The sequence below is a fragment of the Acididesulfobacillus acetoxydans genome (assembly GCF_902729405.1).
GTDB classification, from domain to species: domain Bacteria; phylum Bacillota; class Desulfitobacteriia; order Desulfitobacteriales; family Desulfitobacteriaceae; genus Acididesulfobacillus; species Acididesulfobacillus acetoxydans.
Map to the genome: position 1 here is coordinate 4,231,120 of NZ_LR746496.1, position 16,112 is coordinate 4,247,231.

Genomic DNA, 16,112 nt, shown 5'->3' on the forward strand with positions numbered 1-16,112 from the left:
TAGAAAAATTTCAAGCCAACCATTCCCGTTTAATCCGCCTTCTGGACGGCATCGGCGGGAGCTGTACCTGTGAAGTGCGCTGCCCCATCTCCTCCATTTCATCGTCAATATCCATGAGGGCGACCAACAGTTTTGTCCGCTCACCATCTTCAGCATTCAGGCGGCTTATGATCTCCTCGCGTTGGCGGCGCAAGATTTCCGTACGTTCCATGCTCAAATTCCTCCTTTTCTCACTTCTATCAATTATTCTGACACATAAGTCCCTCTTTATCTGTGACAGAAGTCACAGACAGAGTGTGCCTTTTATTCTTTAATATCTCTGACCTCTTAGGAGTCATTCTTAGCTTACCTTATCCGACTATTTTTGTCAAGTATGATTCGCAACTATTTTACTCAAGTTGTACCCAATCTTAATTATCAGGCGTGAACTACCCATACCGCTGGGCATGGTCACCCATGACAAGCACTATTCGTTCCAGGGGCAGCCGTTGGCCGCGCTGATCATGATTTCGACGTCCCCAAAAGCGCGATCCTTTTTCAGATAATCAGCCAGGCTTTTGAGCATGGGCGCTTCGCTTAAAAAATGCCCGATGTCCCCTATGGCCAGACCGCCTTGCAAAGCGTCCAAAACCCGGTGGTGGTCAATATCTCCGGCTATGAACAGGTCGGCCCCTTTGGCCAGGGCTTTAGGTACAAACCCGCCTCCGCTGCCGTTGACGATAGCTACCTTCCTCACCTTTTGCGCGGGGCTCCCGGCCCAGCGCAGCCCATACGGAGAATAAGGTCTGGCCGTCAAGCCGGAATCCGCCGCGCTGAGCACTGCCCGCAAACGCTGCCAAACCTGTTCCAGGGTCTTTGCTTGCGGCAAATACCCCACCACTCCGTAGCCATGGACCGAGCCGCGATTGCGCAAAGGAATAAGGTCGTAAGCGGGCTCCTCATAAGGGTGAGCCTTTTTCAAAGCCTTTACCGCCCGAGCCAGCAAACGTTCTGGCAGAATGCTTTCGAGCTTGACTTCGGCTGCCCGCGTGAGTTCCCCTATTTTGCCGACGGCGGGATTCGAACCGGGCAAAGGTCTGAACATACCTTCTCCCGAGCTGCGGAAAAAGCTCTCGGAGTAAAGAACACTGTGCTCCCCCCCTGTGATCCCTTGCCCAATCCCCGCGCTCACCAAAGCCGAGCGCACTTTTTCCTCAGCCTCCTCGGGTACGAAGACCGCCAGTTTAACCAGCGCCTCCTCTCCCGTCGGAGACAGAATTTCTGTTTCTTGGAGACTCAAACTCCGGGCCAGAGCCCAAGCGGACGAAAGGTCCGATTGGTCTAGGTTTGTGTGAGCCGCAAAGTAAGCAATCCCGTTTTGAATTAGTTTGAGGGGTATTTCCGCTGCGGAGTTATCGGCACGTAGGTTTTTGAGCGGCCGGAACATGATCGGGTGATGGGCCAAGATCATTTGCGCTCCGTAGTTAACCGCTTCCTCCACAACCTCCACCGTAGGGTCTAGTGTCAGCAGGAGACGTTCAATCTGCCGCGCACCATCCCCCACCAGAAGTCCGACATTGTCCCACTCTTCCGCCCAACTTTTCGGAGCCACTCTTTCCACTGTTTCCGCAATGTAGTTAATACTGACCGCCACTAATTCTCCTTCCTTTCTTCAGAAACACCCCTGAACTTTCTGAACCCCTTGGTTAAAGCCTGGTTAAAGCCGGCTTAAGCCGGGGGTAATGCGCCCGGCGTTTGATCAATATTCAGCGGGCCAACCATACGTCATGAGTCCCAGGCATGACCAGTCATCCCACTCAAAGCAACCGACATACCCTCGCAGGCTAACTTCTGCACAAGAGTGACCGTAACCCGCTCGGAAGCGCCTGGCGATTTGGCTTTTTTCATCTGTTGCAGACGCCGGTCTAACTCCCGGATTCTCTCTGCCAGCAGACGCCTGAGAAGAGAATTGGGCTGGGCCACAATGACTGGGCCCAGCTGCCAGACCAGCGTGCGGACCGAGCTTGCGAAAATCTCGCCGACTTCGCCCGCAGGCTCCGCCGCATTCAGGCCCCTCAGTGCCTCCGCGCCGATCTCCTTCAAACGCCCGACCCATCCCTCGGCTATTTCGTCCACGTCCCGAAAAGAGAGAAAGCCCGGACGCTGTCCCGCAGCCATTTGCCACATCCGGTCCCTGCGCCTTCCTTCCGTCTCCGGCTCCGGCGGCTGCCGGCTCGGTTCCCTGGTCATGGCCATAACGACATAGATTTTACCCTCTTCTTCTACCAGCACTTCGTCCTGTAACAGCCACCCTGCGGTCAGCAGGCTCCTGCGCACCTGGCTTTCCGCGCCCTGCGGCTGCAGAATCAATGCGGATATCCCAGCCAAAATCTCCGGCCGGCGGCTGAGAATGCTCGTCATCGTACTCCCTCCCATGCCGGCCAAAACCAAAGTGTCGACTTCTCCGGGGACCAGCGGGCTTAGCCCATCCCCGAAGCGAACGGAGATCTTTTCAATCAAACCGCGGCCCCGTACGGTGGCCAAGGCTGATTCATACGGTCCGCGATGAACATCGACGGCTACTGCCGACTGGATTCGACCTTCTTCGCATAGGGTCACCGGCAAGTAGGCATGATCTGTCCCAATATCCCCCAGTTTTGCTCCCCGGGGGACACGAGCCGCGACTGCGGCCAAACGTGGTCCCAAAAGTGCCACCGTCACATCCCTCACTCCGATATTTTGCCAACCGCTTGCCGGCTCAGCCCGAGTCTAGGCAAATTTTGAAGATACGGAAACCCCAAGCTTGAGACTTTTTTCGGGCACGGAGTCGGTGTCTCAAACGTCTCCCTAAAAATGTCTTCTTAAAAGGTCTATCCTACGTATTATATATACATCCTTCCATTTTGTCCATCTTAAACCAGAGACCTTTCCATGTGCATCTCGATGACCCGCATTGGGTTCAGTCATCATCCCCTCATTTCGTACGAACTAATTTTGCCGGCAACTGTATTCTATATCCTGACGTGGCGTTAGGATCAAGTGCATTTTCCCGAAAGCAAAAATTTTTTCGGGCTGACCTAGATCCGCCTCGGTTCCATCTCTTGACGTTTTTAGGCTTTGGAGCTATGCTAGAATGTTCAATGTGTGTGTAACTTTGTGATTGAGCCGGGCTCGACAGAACGCGGCAAAGTTGCACCGGTGCCAGGGGGTTTTACCTCCAGTTTACATTCTTTTTACTTGTATTTGAGATGGACGTGCTATTATTGTAACCGGTCGAAAAGCTATCATAAACCGGAAGAATGTCACAAATAATAAGAATGTCGAATTTAGGGAGTGAGTGTATGACACATAGGCGCACCCAGACCGAGGCACTCCACGCGTATTTGTATCTGTCACCATCCGCGTTGATCTTCTTGGCCTTTACTTTGCTGCCAGCCTTCTACGTTCTCTACATTGGTCTATTCAACTGGAACTTTCTCAATACCTCCATGTCCAAATTCATAGGCTTCAGCAATTATGCCGCCTTGCTGAAATCTCACGATTTCTGGCACAGCCTGATCGCTACCTTTTACTTTGTCCTCGGTTCCGTACCCACAGGGATTTTCGCGGCTTTGTTCATTGCCCTCCTGCTCATGCGTCCCTTCCGCGGACTCGGGCTGGTTCGGCTCATGTTTTTCGCTCCCTATGTAACTCCGGTCGTCTCCACCTCCATCGTTTGGCTTTGGCTTTTTAACCCTCAGTTTGGGCTCTTCAACGAAATCCTGCATTTTCTGCAGCTGCCGCAAATCGGCTGGGTGCAATCCGCGAGATGGGCCATGCCCTCTGTGATCCTCTATACCTTGTGGCACACTATGGGTTTCAATATTATCATTTTTATGGCCGGGCTCACAACCATACCCTCCGAGCTGGGAGAAGCTGCCCGGATTGACGGGGCCTCCGCCTGGCAGGAGTTCTGGCACGTGACCTGGCCTTTACTGGCCCCGACCACTCTCTTTGTGACTGTCATCAATACCATCGGCGCCCTCCAGGCCTTTACCCAGTTTTTTACTTTAACCAACGGCGGCCCGGCAGGCTCCACCACGACCGCCAGCTTTCTGCTTTTTCAGCAGGCTTTTGTGTTTTATCATACCGGCTACGCGGCTGCCCTGGCCGTGTTCATCTTTATCATCATTGCCGCTCTCACCCTGGTTCAGATGCGTGTTTCCCGCTCGGAAGCATACTAGTCTCATACGTATACGTATCCTAATCCCAGGCACATTCTAGCCTCAAAAGCATTTTGACTCAGAAGTGTTCTCTGGGACTTGCCTCGACCGTTGCGCAAAGGATCACTTTTTTGCAAGAACACAGTGGGCTGCGAAAACGCACTGCTGCCGGAAGTGTAGCGATTTCTGAAACGTGCCGATACGGCGGTTGGCCCGGCTGGAAGGAAGTGATGCCCAAGTAAAGAAGGTGATGTTTCCCGGCAAAATACTTCTTAGGCCAGAAAGATTTCTTCTCAATTTAAAAACAACGAAAGTTAAAAACAACGAAAGCAGGAGGTCCTTTAAGTGAAAGTCAATCGGAAAGTCAAAACCCTCAGTGCCTTCGCCGCCGCTGCCTTGGCGCTGTCCCTGGCGGGTTGCGGTACCGCACAAAACCCCAACACGGCTTCAAATACCGGGGGACCGGTCACCATCTCGTTTGCGGAAACGATGGTATCCGGCACCCAAAAAGGTGCGCTCGATCACTTAATCAGCGAATTCGAAAGTCAACATTCCAATATTAAAATTACTCTCATGCCCGAGCCCAATTACGGAGTCCTGCAACAAAAAGAGGTCGCGGCTGTGGCCGCCAAAAATCCGCCCACCATCGGTCAGGTTTATGAAGATTGGGCGGCGGATTTTGCTAAATCGGGAGCAATTATTCCACTTGATTCCTATATCCAGGGCAAAGACGGCTTCAGCCAACAAGAGATTGCGGACTTCGTTCCGACCATCTGGAAGGATCAACAACTGCCGGACGGCAAGACCTGGATGCTGCCTTTTAACAAGAGCGATTTTGTCATGTACTATAACGCCGACAAGATAAAGCAGCTCAATAAAACCGCGCCCCAAACTTGGCAGGATTTCGCGAGCGTGGCCAAAGCGGCAGCCTCAAGCGCTAACAACACTTGGGGGCTGACCATCGATCCCGGAACCCCCACCGCACCGGCCAACGGGACGTACCTTTGGATTTCTATGCTGCGTTCCAATGGCGGCCACCTTTATGCCAACGGCAAAATCGCCTTCAATTCAGCCCAAGGCGTACAAACCATGAGGTTCTTCAAGGATCTCTACTCGGCGGGCGCACTCAAATTGGGAAGCAATTACCCCGGCGAAACCGCTTTGGGAGCGCAGCGTTCCGTTTTTGACATGAGTACCGTGGCTTCCTATCCCTACGTAGTTCATGCCGTCAATAAAAAGTTTGACTTAAAAGTCGCCGCCATGCCCTCCGGCTCCGCCGGCCAAGGCAACATCATGCAGGGAACGAATATCGCCATCTTTTCCCAGACCAGCACGGCCCAGAAACAAGCCGCCTGGCAGTTTATCAAATTCTTGACAGAACCGCAGCAAACAGCTTATTGGGCCCAACAGACCGGCTACCTGCCGATCCGTACCTCCGCACTTCCCCTGATGAAGGCTTACCTGGACAGCCATCCCTACCAGAAAATCGCCGCCGATTCCTTGCAATACGCCAAGGCCCAACCCCCGGTTCCGGGTATGCAGCAGGCGGTCGGGTATATCGGCGATGCCATCACCCGGGTGCTGACGCAAAATGTTTCAGCTCAGCAGGCCTTGGATCAGGCGGCAAGCAAAGCCCAACAGGCCTTGGCAAGTGCCCAATAGCCTTCATAAGGTTAGCCTTCATACGCTTGGATGCTCCATGGAACTTAATGGACTTGGGCTCACTCCCGGCACAATTCTGAGAATCCCAACGAACTTTCGGCAGATAAGCAAGATTTAAGTGCGGAGGACAGGAATTACACCCGTCGGAGAACGGACTGAACCTGCCGGAAAACGGACTGCACCTGCCGGAAAACGGACTGCACCTGCCGGAAAACGGACTGCACCTGCCGGAAAACGGACTGCACCTGCCGGAAAACGGACTGCACCTGCCGGAAAACGGACTGCACCTGCCGGAAAACTGAAGTATTCCGTTCCGCCAAAAAGGGGATAGGCACCGTCAAGATGGAGATGCCTGTCCCCACCCTGAGGAGGTTTACGATGAGGCGCCACCCCTGGCTTAATATCATGCGCATCTTTTTGGTAGTGGTCTTAGCGCTGCTTTTCGTATTTCCGTTTTACTGGGTCATTGTCACTTCTTTAAACACCTCTGGCCAGGCTTTACAGTACCCCCCAGTCTTGCTTCCCCACGGGCAATTCGGCAACTATGTCCGGGCCTGGAGCGGTGCCCCTTGGTTGCGATATTTCAGCAATACCGTATTTATCGCCACGGTCACCACTTTATTGGTCCTCGTGACTTCTCTCCTGGCGGGCTTTGCCTTCGGCACGATGCGCTTTCCGGGCAAATCTCTCCTCTTTATGGCTTTTCTGGCCCTCATGATGATTCCTCAAACGGTGCTCTTGATTCCCGACTACATCCTCTTACAGGATATCCATTGGCTTAACACCTATTGGGCCCAGATCGTTCCCTGGGGCGCCTCCGTCTTCGGGATTTTCATGTTGCGACAGTTTTTTCTCACCCTGCCGTCTGACTACTGGGAAGCGGCCCAGTTGGACGGAGCCGGCCGCCTCTATTTTCTCTGGAAGATCGCCGTCCCTGCCGCCCGGCCGTCTTTGATTACGATCGGGCTCTACACTTTTCTCGGTTCCTGGAACAGTTTCCTCTGGCCTTTCATCATGACCAACTCAGCCTCCGTCCAGCCGGTTGAAGTGGGACTCTCTAACTTTTTGGGCACCAACGGAACCGACTGGACAGGGTTGTCGGCGGCGGTAGTCTACACCACTCTGCCGGTGCTCGTGCTCTTTCTCATTGCCCAGAAACAATTCATGAAAGGCATGTATTCGGGAGCGGGCGGAATCAAAGGCTAGGTTATAAGGGGGTTAAACACTTACTCGATGACAAATGGGCGGTAAACTTAACTTTCACTTAGCGAAAGGATTGGGGCTATGACCGACAAGACTTCTTTCAGTCTGCACGGTGGCGTTAATGTCATCGGCGGAACCAAGTTGCACCTGACCTCGGGCGACGATGAACTCATCTTCGACTTCGGCGCCACCTATGAACCGGGCAAGGGGAGATTCGACCCAGTCCTAACGGTCCGTCCGGGACTTGAAGCGGAAGATTACCGCGCCGCCGGCGTAATTCCGGATTTGCCCTATCTTTACAGCGCCTCGCTCGCTCAACACATCGCGGTTTTCATCAGCCATTTTCACCTGGATCATGTCGGGATGCTCTCTTGTCTGGACCCCGCCGTACCACTCTATATCAGTCAACCCAGCTTTGATCTTCTGCGGCAGTTGGAAGTCGTCGGTGAAGGGATCGGAGGGCATCGGAATCTCAGGGTCTTTCCCTACGGCGAATGGATAGATTTCGGGCGGCTGAAAATCCTGCCCTTGCCGGTCGAGCATGACATCCCCGGTGCCAGCGGGTTTTACGTAAAGACGCCGGACGGAACTCTCGCTTACACCGGAGACTTCCGCGGACACGGCCTGCACCCGGACGTCACCACGGCTTTTTTTACCAGATTGGGTAAGATGGGCACTAACATTTTGGTAAGCGAGGGAACACGGGCCGGTGAGGCCCCCCGTCCAGATGCTTACAGCGAAAACGAGCTCAGCGGAGCAATTGAAGCGGCGGTCCGCCCCGGCAAGGCCGCATTTTTTACGCTTTATAACCGCAACATTGAGCGCATCGCCACTTTTGCTCGCGCTGCCCGGTCTTTGGGCCGGCGGTTAGTCTTAACCCCCGCCACTCACCACTTGTTCCGAACCCTCTCCCCCGGGGAATACAACCTATCGCAGCCGGCGGTCTTCGTGACCCAGGAATTTCGCGTCCGGGGACTCCCTCCCTGGATCGCCGGGCTGGATGCGCCCCGGCTGACCGTATCGGACATCGCCTCGGAGCCGGCGCATTTTCTGACCGAATTGCCGTATGCCAATCTCAATGAACTAGTCGATTTGCGACCGGAACGCGGCTCTTCTTTCATCCACTCGGATGGCACTCCCCTGGGGGAATTCGACCCAGCCTTTCGTAACCTGAAGCAATGGCTCCGGGACTTCAACCTGGATTTGTTTTTTGCCCGCAGCAGCGGCCACGCTTCTCCCGAGTATTTGAAGAAATGCGTTGACCTGGCCGATCCGGATATTTTGTATCCCGTCCATACGACGAACATAACAGCCATGCCCGCTCCCCCGCACGGAATCCTGGCCGTCCCCCAGCTCTACCACACGTATTACATCCCGGCGCCGTAGCTAGCAGTACGGATAGAGTTCTGCCGACACATCCTTAACGGGTCCCCTCGCCTCGGACTGCACTCCGTTGAACGGACCGGCATGCTCACCCGCTGACATTGGTCCGTGTTCTTCAGAACCGCTCGTCGGCCCAAGAGCGCAGGAAAGTACAGAGATAGCCGCGGGACTTTAACGTTTCCCTGCTCGGTAAACGATAAAGTTGGACAGGGATGCGTTGGATCTGTTATCATTGCTGGGAGGGGTGAAGTGACGGCAACGCAGACTTCAGCTTCAGGCAGCCGCGAGGATGCGAGGTACCTTCGCGGAATGACCTGGGGGACGGGGACATCCTTCTGCCCCCGAAGGCGTTGGATTCCTCAACAGCCAAACTTCTCCATGGTCACTGTCAGGAGCAAGCGGCTAAGCTTTTTAGCCAAATTTCTTGAGGGAGTTGGGATATGAACCAAGAAGCACTGAGTAAAACCTTGTCCAGGTTGGATCAATTGGAAAACCAATTGTCGGTACCCCTTTTGGCCATCGGGATATTGCTCATCGCCGCCTTTCTCTATCTTGACAGATGTCAAGCCGTCTCGGATATCATCCGTTCTACGGGTTGGCTGGGGGTGGTGACGGCGGTTACCCTCATAACCGTGCTGAGTATGACGCCGATTCCTACGGAAAGCTTAACGATCATGTGCTTTAAATCCTATGGCATCGGCTGGGGTATTTTTTATTCCTGGCTGGGTTCTACTCTAAGTGCCCTCTTAATCTTTGCCTTAATCCGCGGTATAGGGGAGCCCCTGTTCTTGAAAGCCAACTCTCATCAAAAGTTCCGACAGGTGGATGCGTGGGTCAGCCGCAAGGGAACCGCGGGCTTGCTGATCGCTCGCTTGCTGCCTCTTCCGGCTTTTCTGGTAAACTATATTACGGCGCTTCTGCCCGCCGTTCGTTTTTGGGACTACCTTTGGACGGCTGCCGTAACGATTATTCCTTCATATTTGATGACGGCTATGGTTTTCGCGGGAGTGGCTACAAAGTTCAGGATTTGGCTCTGGGCGGGTATTCTGGGGATGATTCTTATATGGCTTTCCAGCTACTTGTTACACCGTTTACAAGCGGTGTGACCAAAAAGCTTAGCCGCCTGCTTCTTTAAAGAGAGCGTTCAATGCCGTCTCCCGTAAGCCTATGGCAAATAGCTTCCACTCCCCTGTTCGGCAGAAAGACAGATAATTCAGAGCTTGACAGAACCGTTCGGTACATTTATGATTAGAGAACAGAGCACCCGGAAATTGAATAAATCTCTTATCAAGAGTGGCGGAGGGACTGGCCCAATGAAGCCCGGCAACCAGCTTTGAGCATGGTGCCAAATCCTGTAGGATCTATTCCTAACAGATGAGAGCAGTAAAACATCTCTTCCGTTGGGAGAGATGTTTATTATTGCCTCGAAAAAAGCCAAGATCAATATTTTTGGTACTTTGCTTGAGAGAGGTGTTTCCATGGACGACATCATCTGGTTTCCCGTAACCGACCAGGGAAAAAAACGTTTTGAACACATCTGTGCCATAACCGGACAAAGCAGGGAAGAGTGGTTTAAGTGGGCTTTAAGAGAATCGGAACGCAAAGCCACATCGGAACGCAAAACCACAACGGCTGTCCAAAAGATCTTCCCCGCAGACGGACTGCCCGACATGATGCTAAATAAGGCCACCGCTCCCCGGCCGGTTCGCAAACTCTAATTCACGGCTGACCGGTAACGATTGAAATTATACCCGGTGTCCGGCGAGGAATCCAGACAAGGATCAGGGTTGGCTTCCTCTAAATGCAGGCAACCGTCTCTACTCAGCTTTTTTACAGTAGTGGACTCCAAGCACTAAGACAAGGCCAAAATACAGAACTAAAATCAGCGGGTGCATGGTCCTATTCCATATGTTTTCACCCCTGCTGCGCAAACCCAGGCTCGTCTGGGTCAGTGGCAGAAGCCAAATGAGATTCTTTAAAAGAAAGGGCATTTTGGCCAAAGGGAAAAATGTCCCACACAAGAAAGCCATGGGGGTAATGATAAAATTGGAGAATTTAGCCATATCGGCGTGAGACTTGATTAATATACCTACGGTAAAGCCTATGGCTGAAAACGTTAGGCAGTTCAAAACCATCATTAAAACGAAATAGGGATGAATATCGATTTTCGTCCTGAAAACCAATGCTAAAAGAATGATAAGCCAACCTGAATAGAGCCCCCTGAACGCCCCGGCGACAACTTTTCCGATCGCGTAGACCCACATATTGAGAGGCGCGACCATAAATTCTTCAAACGTCTTTTCATATAGTCGCGATATGTTAATAGAATTGCCTATAGCGCTGAAACTTGCCGTCATCGTCGTTAAACCCACGATTCCTGGAATGATAAAGTTAATATAATCCCCGCCCCCTCCGTGCATGCCCCCGCCCAGACCCCAGCCGAAAGCAATCAGATAGAGAACCGGAGAGATCATGGAACCCAGGGTAATGCTCCAAAACTTCCGTTTAAAGTAGACATACTCCTGCCACATAATCGCGGCCAATCCCATCTCATTCCCCAACCCTTCTGTTCGTCAGCTGCAAAAAAACATCTTCCAGATTGGAAGAACGAATCTTAACACTCCCCGCCAGTTTGGCTGCCAAGGCCAGGGCCTCTTCTCTTGTTTCAAAAAGAACGCCCTTGGTTTCCCCTCTCTCAAAATATTCGACCACGACTTTCCCCACCTTTTTGATTAACCTGGCCGGAGTGTCCAATTCGACCAATCTTCCTCCGTTCATCAGCCCCACCCTCTGACATAAGATTTCCGCTTCTTCGATGTAGTGAGTGGTTAGCAGTACGGTCAGCCCACCCTGGCTCAAATTCCTCAATAAGTCCCACATCTTTCTCCTCACTGCGGGGTCAAGACCTACCGTCGGTTCGTCCAGCAGTAGCAGTTCGGGCTGATGCATAAGGGCCCTGGCGATCATCAGTTTCCGTTTCATACCTCCGGAAAAAGTCCTGGCCAGGTCGTGGGCCCGCTCCACAAGCCCCGTAAATTCCAGAAGTTCGTCGATTCTCTCTCTTCTCGACTTTTTCGGCATATGGTAAAGACGCCCATGAAGCTCTAGATTTTCCCAGGCCGTCATTTCACTTTCTAAATTGTTGTGCTGGGGAACGACCCCTATTTTACGCTTGACCTCGGTGAGGTTTCTGTTCACTGTCTGGCCGGCGACCGCGATTTGCCCTGAAGTTAAAGGAGTCAGGGTGCTGATCATTCTTATGGTAGTCGTCTTCCCTGCCCCATTGGGACCCAACAGGCCAAAGAACTCTCCCTTATTTACGACGAGATCCAGATGGTCCACGGCTGTAATTTGTCCGTATTGTTTCGTCAGATCTTGGATAACTAACAATTCTTCTCTCCTCCCGGCTCCGGCTTCAGTTTCAGTTTCATGATCGGTAGGGTGTCTCGTTATTCACTGATATGGCATATTCTTCACAATCCGCACAATCTTTTCATCCGATATTTCTTGCAGACTGTAGTAAGCAGAGCCCATGGTATGCGCCACGGCCTGCGCGATCCCTAACTTGACAAAATTACTTTCTGTATCAATGACCACACTGTAAAATCCTTCCGTTCTGATCTTTCCGGCAATCTTAAGCGCATCCGCCACCGCGTCCCCGTTGCCTGTTCTTGTGCTGTTTGCCCTGCCATCTGTCACCAAAAACAAGACCGGTTCCAATTCCTTTTCCTTTTTCCCCATCAATTTCAGCAGGGAAAACGCCTTCGAAAGTCCTTCTGCCAGTGGTGTCTTTCCCCCCGTCGGCAACTGCCGCAGACATTTTTGGGCTAGGTCCACACTGCGAGTAACCGGCAGGAGCACCTCCGCCCTTTGCCGCCGAAAAGCGATCAAACCCACTTGATCCCGTTTTTGATAGGCGTCCCGCAACACAGCAAAAATAGCCCCTTTGACGGCCCGCATGCGGTCGTAGGACCCCATGGACCCGCTGGCATCCACCACAAACAAAAATGTATTGCCACTCCGTTGTTCGCGGACCTTTTGCCGCAGATCTTCCTGCTGAATCGTCAGGCGGCATTTTCCCTTTTTCCGTAGTTTCTGATAAGGGGCCGCCGCCCGCAAGGTGGCATCAAGGGCTAAATCGGTCACCGGTCCGCAGGGGAAGGCAGCGCGAACATACCTTCCCCGTCTCTGCGTGCTGCGCGTCCGGTTGCGCTTACCGCTGCCCCGCCTGACTTGCCGATTCGGCGCCAACGTTAGGCTCAGGTTCAAGAACGGAAACGTTATGTCAATATCCGCCGTCTTATCCTTGACGTCGCCGTTATACCCGGATTCTTGGCACTGTGGTCCAACCGGCTCCTTTTGCCGCCGGTTAGCCTCTCCCTCCCGGTCTTCTTTCGGCTCCACTGCACCCGCAGGTTCCACTCTGTCCGCTTCTGGTTCCGCTGTGTTCGAAAACTTCCCTCTAGCCTGCCTTTCTTCTTCCCGCTCTTTCTCCCCGCTTTCCTTCCTATTCTCCTCTTGTTCTTGCTGCTGTTCACTGAAGCGTCCAGGCCGTTCGAACGGTCCTTGTTCTTCCCGGCCCATCCGGTGAGGTAAGACAAACAGAGCTGCCTCTTCCAGATCCGTGGGCAGTAGGAACTCTCGTCCCGCCAAAGCCGCCAGGGCTTTCCCCGCCTCCAGCAGAAACAGCTCGGCCCGGTGCCCGGCACAATGCGCCTGGAGGGACAATTGGGCCGCCAGAGACATCATGCCTTGCGTTATTTCGATATTGTCAATGATCTTTCCGGCTCGGCTGACCTGCTGCCGGATATTTTCGTTCATTTCCCGGTACTGCTGCCGGAAAAGCTCCGGTTCCCGCTCGAACGCCAGGACTCGCCGCACTATCTCAACCCTGGCCGCCACCGTTGTTTCCCCGCCGGCAGCCGCATACAAACCAAACCGATCCAGAACCGCCGGCGGCAGCGTTCCTTCCTCCGGATTCATCGTTCCAATTGTGATGTACCTGGCCACCCGGCGCTCGGAAATTCCCTCCCTCTCCACGATACTAACTCCCTGCGCTGCCGTGGCTAAAATGGCATTCAAGAACTCGCGGCGCAACAAATTAATATCATCGACATAAAGGATGTTCCCATGGGCTTTGGCCAGTATCCCCGGGGAAAATCGCTTTGTTCCCTGCGCGAGCGCATAGGTCAGATCCAAACTGCCGAACAACATGTCTTCCGTCACACTCAGGGGCAGCTCCGCCATTTTGCCCGTGGCAACGACCTCCGCCAGGCCGCGAACCATGGTCGATTTTCCCGTCCCTTTGGCACCGGAAACCAAAACACCGGCAACCTTCGGATTAACCGACGCGATCAACAAGGCCCTTTTGACCTGCTCTTGCCCGACCATGGCCGCAAACGGAAAGAGATTCCGCTTTGACATTTCTCTCCCTCCCGCCGATTCCTGTTAGCCTTTGGCAAACAACGCCTCAATCTTTTCCCAATCGAGCACCCCTTCTTCGAAGGGTCGACGCCGCATCCGGTGCGGCAGGGCCAGCCTAAGCGCCTTTTTTAGATCCTCGGGCTCTGCCTTGTCCCGGCCGGCCAGAGCAGCCAGTGTCAAAGCTGTTTTGATCACTGTAATGTCTGCCCGGTGGCCATCCACTTCCAGCTCAAGCGCGATGGTCGCTACCCGGATCAGCAGTTCGTCGTCAATTTCAACCTGCGGCAGCAAACGCCGGGCCTGAACGATCCTTTGCCCCAACGCTTCTTGTTCCGCTTGGTAGATCTCCAAAAAGCTTACGGGATCCTGCTCATAGGCGAGCCGCCGCTTGATCACTTCCACCCGCAGTTCCGGCAGGTGCTCACCGGCCACGGTCACCGATAAACCAAAGCGGTCCAGCAACTGGGGCCGGATGTCCCCTTCTTCAGGATTCATGGTGCCCACCAGGACAAAACGGGCCGGATGGGAATACGATATCCCTTCCCGCTCCACGGTATTGACTCCCATGGCCGCCGCGTCCAGCAAAACATCCACAACATGGTCGTCCAACAAATTGACTTCATCGACATAGAGGATGTTGCGATTGGCCTGGGCCAAGATACCCGGCTCGAATTGCTTTTTCCCGTCTTGAATAGCCTGCTCCAGGTCCAGCGTCCCGACGACCCGGTCTTCCGTAGCATTGACGGGCAATTCAACCACCCGCATTTTCATCGAACGGGAAGCCAACATTTGTTCACCCTCGGCTCTGGCCTGACAGTTTGCGCACATTCCCCGCGGTTCCCGCGGGTCGCAGTGGAACGGGCAGTCCTCGACCACCTCCAGGGCCGGCAGCAAGTCGGCCAGAGCCCGCACGGCCGTTGATTTGGCCGTGCCTTTTTCCCCTTTGATCAGGACGCCCCCCAGAGCCGGGTTGATGGCGTTTAATATCAGCGCCAGCTTCATATCATCTTGACCGACGATCGCTGTGAAGGGGTAGACAGACGGGTCTTTCAAACGGTTACACCTCCCCGGTTTACTGACAAATAGTCCACAATCCGAACAAACAATTTTGTCCATGCCTGAATGAAGTCTGTAAGATTCACCGGACATTCGGGAGGATTAGGTTCACCAATCTGCGGCGCTGGGACACCAAACCTGCCGGCAGCCAGTGCCAATAAGTCATTGCCAGCCTGCGTAACTTCTGCGTCCGACAGGAGTTCCCAGAGAAATTGGTCCAGTAAATGAACATATAACGAAGTATAAGTCACCCAACAATCATCTCTGTCGCTCTCAGACAAATACTCTAAAAACTGCGCTTTGATTAGCTTGGACCCTTGTTCACTCTTCTCCGCCCTAAGTTCTTTTTCCGCCCTATATTCCTGCCATAGGGTTTCTTCCCGGACGCCAAAGCGTTTAAGACGTCGTAAGGCGCTGTGCTGTTGCCTTGGCGACAGACCGGTCTGTCGCCTGAGTGCCTCCTGGACCGCTTGCTTGACCGCACGTCCAATCAATTCTCCTAGCTTGGAGTGTTTGCCTGCACTCTCTAAATACAAAGGTGAAGCCGGATTGGCAATCAGAATGGCCTGATCAGTCCCTGATCCGGTTGCAAGTCCGTTTGAATAATTGCTGCCTGCCATCAGTTCCTGCAAGGCCGCCGTTTTGGCTTCCGTACAAGTCACCAGGGCTCTGGCCAAGGTTCCGGGCGGCATATCGGCATCCATGACCAGAATGATATTAATCGTCCCCGGTTTAAGGAGTGTCCTTTTCTCTATGGGTTGAAAATAGCTCGCAGGATCACCCACCCGTCCCCCATTGACCTCTACACCCCCGGTCACCAACGCGGTCACCGTCAAGTTTTCATAGGTTTCCTCTCGGATCGCCACATTTTCCATCGCCGCGGCCGTCCCCATCCCGGTGCTCAGGTCGGGATTGAGTCCCGCCTCTTGCGCAACTGAGCGCAGATGCTGCTCGTAAGTGGAAGCACGCGGGGTAACGGCCAGGCCGGCCTCTGTGGCCTCTGTGCTGATATTATGATTAAAGACCGCACTCAGATCTTCACGGTAACCGCCGTTTAGCACGGACGTACTGAGGACTTTACGCGCTTGTTCGAAGACCACAACAATACTTTTGTCATACCGGTACACGACGTCCCCGGTTGATAACGTACAAATTCGCACTTTCTCTCTCCTCTCCAGGCTGGCTTATCCCAGATTGAACACT

The 16,112-nt window shown here is 53.5% G+C and carries 14 protein-coding genes and 1 riboswitch; of the genes, 6 read left to right on the plus strand and 8 right to left on the minus strand.

Features of this window, described 5'->3' with window-relative positions; genetic code table 11:
* Positions 1 to 10: 10 nt before the first annotated feature.
* From MNU25_RS18785 to MNU25_RS18795, 3 genes are all read right to left on the minus strand, one after another.
* Entirely contained in the window at positions 11 to 211 is a 201-nt protein-coding gene (locus MNU25_RS18785) for a hypothetical protein (protein ID WP_240986467.1), read from the minus strand.
* Between the two features lie 255 nt (positions 212 to 466).
* A complete protein-coding gene (locus MNU25_RS18790; RefSeq protein WP_240986468.1) occupies positions 467 to 1,633 on the minus strand; it encodes a Nif3-like dinuclear metal center hexameric protein in 1,167 nt (388 codons plus the stop codon).
* A gap of 131 nt (positions 1,634 to 1,764) precedes the next feature.
* Positions 1,765 to 2,700 carry a tRNA (adenine(22)-N(1))-methyltransferase gene (locus MNU25_RS18795; RefSeq protein ID WP_240986469.1) on the minus strand — a complete coding sequence of 312 codons (936 nt, stop codon included), beginning with the start codon at positions 2,698 to 2,700 and terminating at the stop codon, positions 1,765 to 1,767.
* Positions 2,701 to 3,320: 620 nt separating this feature from the next.
* Between MNU25_RS18795 and MNU25_RS18800 the strand changes: the two genes are divergently transcribed.
* The 6 genes from MNU25_RS18800 to MNU25_RS18825 all read left to right on the plus strand — a co-directional run bounded on the left by MNU25_RS18800 (position 3,321) and on the right by MNU25_RS18825 (position 10,147).
* Positions 3,321 to 4,202 (plus strand): carbohydrate ABC transporter permease, encoded by an 882-nt coding sequence (locus MNU25_RS18800; RefSeq protein WP_240986470.1) that lies wholly within the window; start codon positions 3,321 to 3,323, stop codon positions 4,200 to 4,202.
* Positions 4,203 to 4,526: 324 nt separating this feature from the next.
* Positions 4,527 to 5,843 (plus strand): ABC transporter substrate-binding protein, encoded by a 1,317-nt coding sequence (locus tag MNU25_RS18805; RefSeq protein ID WP_240986471.1) that lies wholly within the window; start codon positions 4,527 to 4,529, stop codon positions 5,841 to 5,843.
* A 378-nt stretch (positions 5,844 to 6,221) separates the two neighbouring features.
* Positions 6,222 to 7,049 carry a carbohydrate ABC transporter permease gene (locus tag MNU25_RS18810; protein ID WP_240986472.1) on the plus strand — a complete coding sequence of 276 codons (828 nt, stop codon included), beginning with the start codon at positions 6,222 to 6,224 and terminating at the stop codon, positions 7,047 to 7,049.
* Positions 7,050 to 7,127: 78 nt separating this feature from the next.
* On the plus strand, positions 7,128 to 8,432 hold the full coding sequence (locus MNU25_RS18815; protein ID WP_240986473.1) for an MBL fold metallo-hydrolase: 1,305 nt from the start codon (positions 7,128 to 7,130) through the stop codon (positions 8,430 to 8,432).
* Between the two features lie 437 nt (positions 8,433 to 8,869).
* Positions 8,870 to 9,535, plus strand: coding sequence for a TVP38/TMEM64 family protein (locus tag MNU25_RS18820; RefSeq protein WP_240986474.1), 666 nt, complete (start codon positions 8,870 to 8,872; stop codon positions 9,533 to 9,535).
* Between the two features lie 175 nt (positions 9,536 to 9,710).
* A riboswitch (SAM riboswitch) is annotated at positions 9,711 to 9,810 on the plus strand.
* Positions 9,811 to 9,907: 97 nt separating this feature from the next.
* The gene (locus MNU25_RS18825) at positions 9,908 to 10,147 is read left to right on the plus strand and encodes a hypothetical protein (protein ID WP_240986475.1); all 240 of its coding nucleotides are present in this window, start codon (positions 9,908 to 9,910) and stop codon (positions 10,145 to 10,147) included.
* Positions 10,148 to 10,246: 99 nt separating this feature from the next.
* Here MNU25_RS18825 and MNU25_RS18830 read toward each other — a convergent pair whose 3' ends face one another.
* The 5 genes from MNU25_RS18830 to MNU25_RS18850 form a co-directional block, all read right to left on the minus strand.
* Complete coding sequence (locus MNU25_RS18830) at positions 10,247 to 10,978, minus strand: ABC transporter permease (protein WP_240986476.1); 732 nt, start codon at positions 10,976 to 10,978, stop codon at positions 10,247 to 10,249.
* 1 nt (position 10,979) lies between these two features.
* The gene (locus MNU25_RS18835; protein ID WP_240986477.1) at positions 10,980 to 11,819 is read right to left on the minus strand and encodes an ABC transporter ATP-binding protein; all 840 of its coding nucleotides are present in this window, start codon (positions 11,817 to 11,819) and stop codon (positions 10,980 to 10,982) included.
* A gap of 63 nt (positions 11,820 to 11,882) precedes the next feature.
* The gene (locus MNU25_RS18840; protein ID WP_240986478.1) at positions 11,883 to 13,853 is read right to left on the minus strand and encodes a VWA domain-containing protein; all 1,971 of its coding nucleotides are present in this window, start codon (positions 13,851 to 13,853) and stop codon (positions 11,883 to 11,885) included.
* Positions 13,854 to 13,877: 24 nt separating this feature from the next.
* Complete coding sequence (locus tag MNU25_RS18845; protein ID WP_420838690.1) at positions 13,878 to 14,906, minus strand: magnesium chelatase ATPase subunit I; 1,029 nt, start codon at positions 14,904 to 14,906, stop codon at positions 13,878 to 13,880.
* Positions 14,903 to 16,069, minus strand: coding sequence for an adenosylcobinamide amidohydrolase (locus MNU25_RS18850; RefSeq protein ID WP_240986479.1), 1,167 nt, complete (start codon positions 16,067 to 16,069; stop codon positions 14,903 to 14,905). The genes MNU25_RS18845 and MNU25_RS18850 overlap by 4 nt, the downstream gene beginning before the upstream one ends.
* Positions 16,070 to 16,112 lie beyond the last annotated feature (43 nt).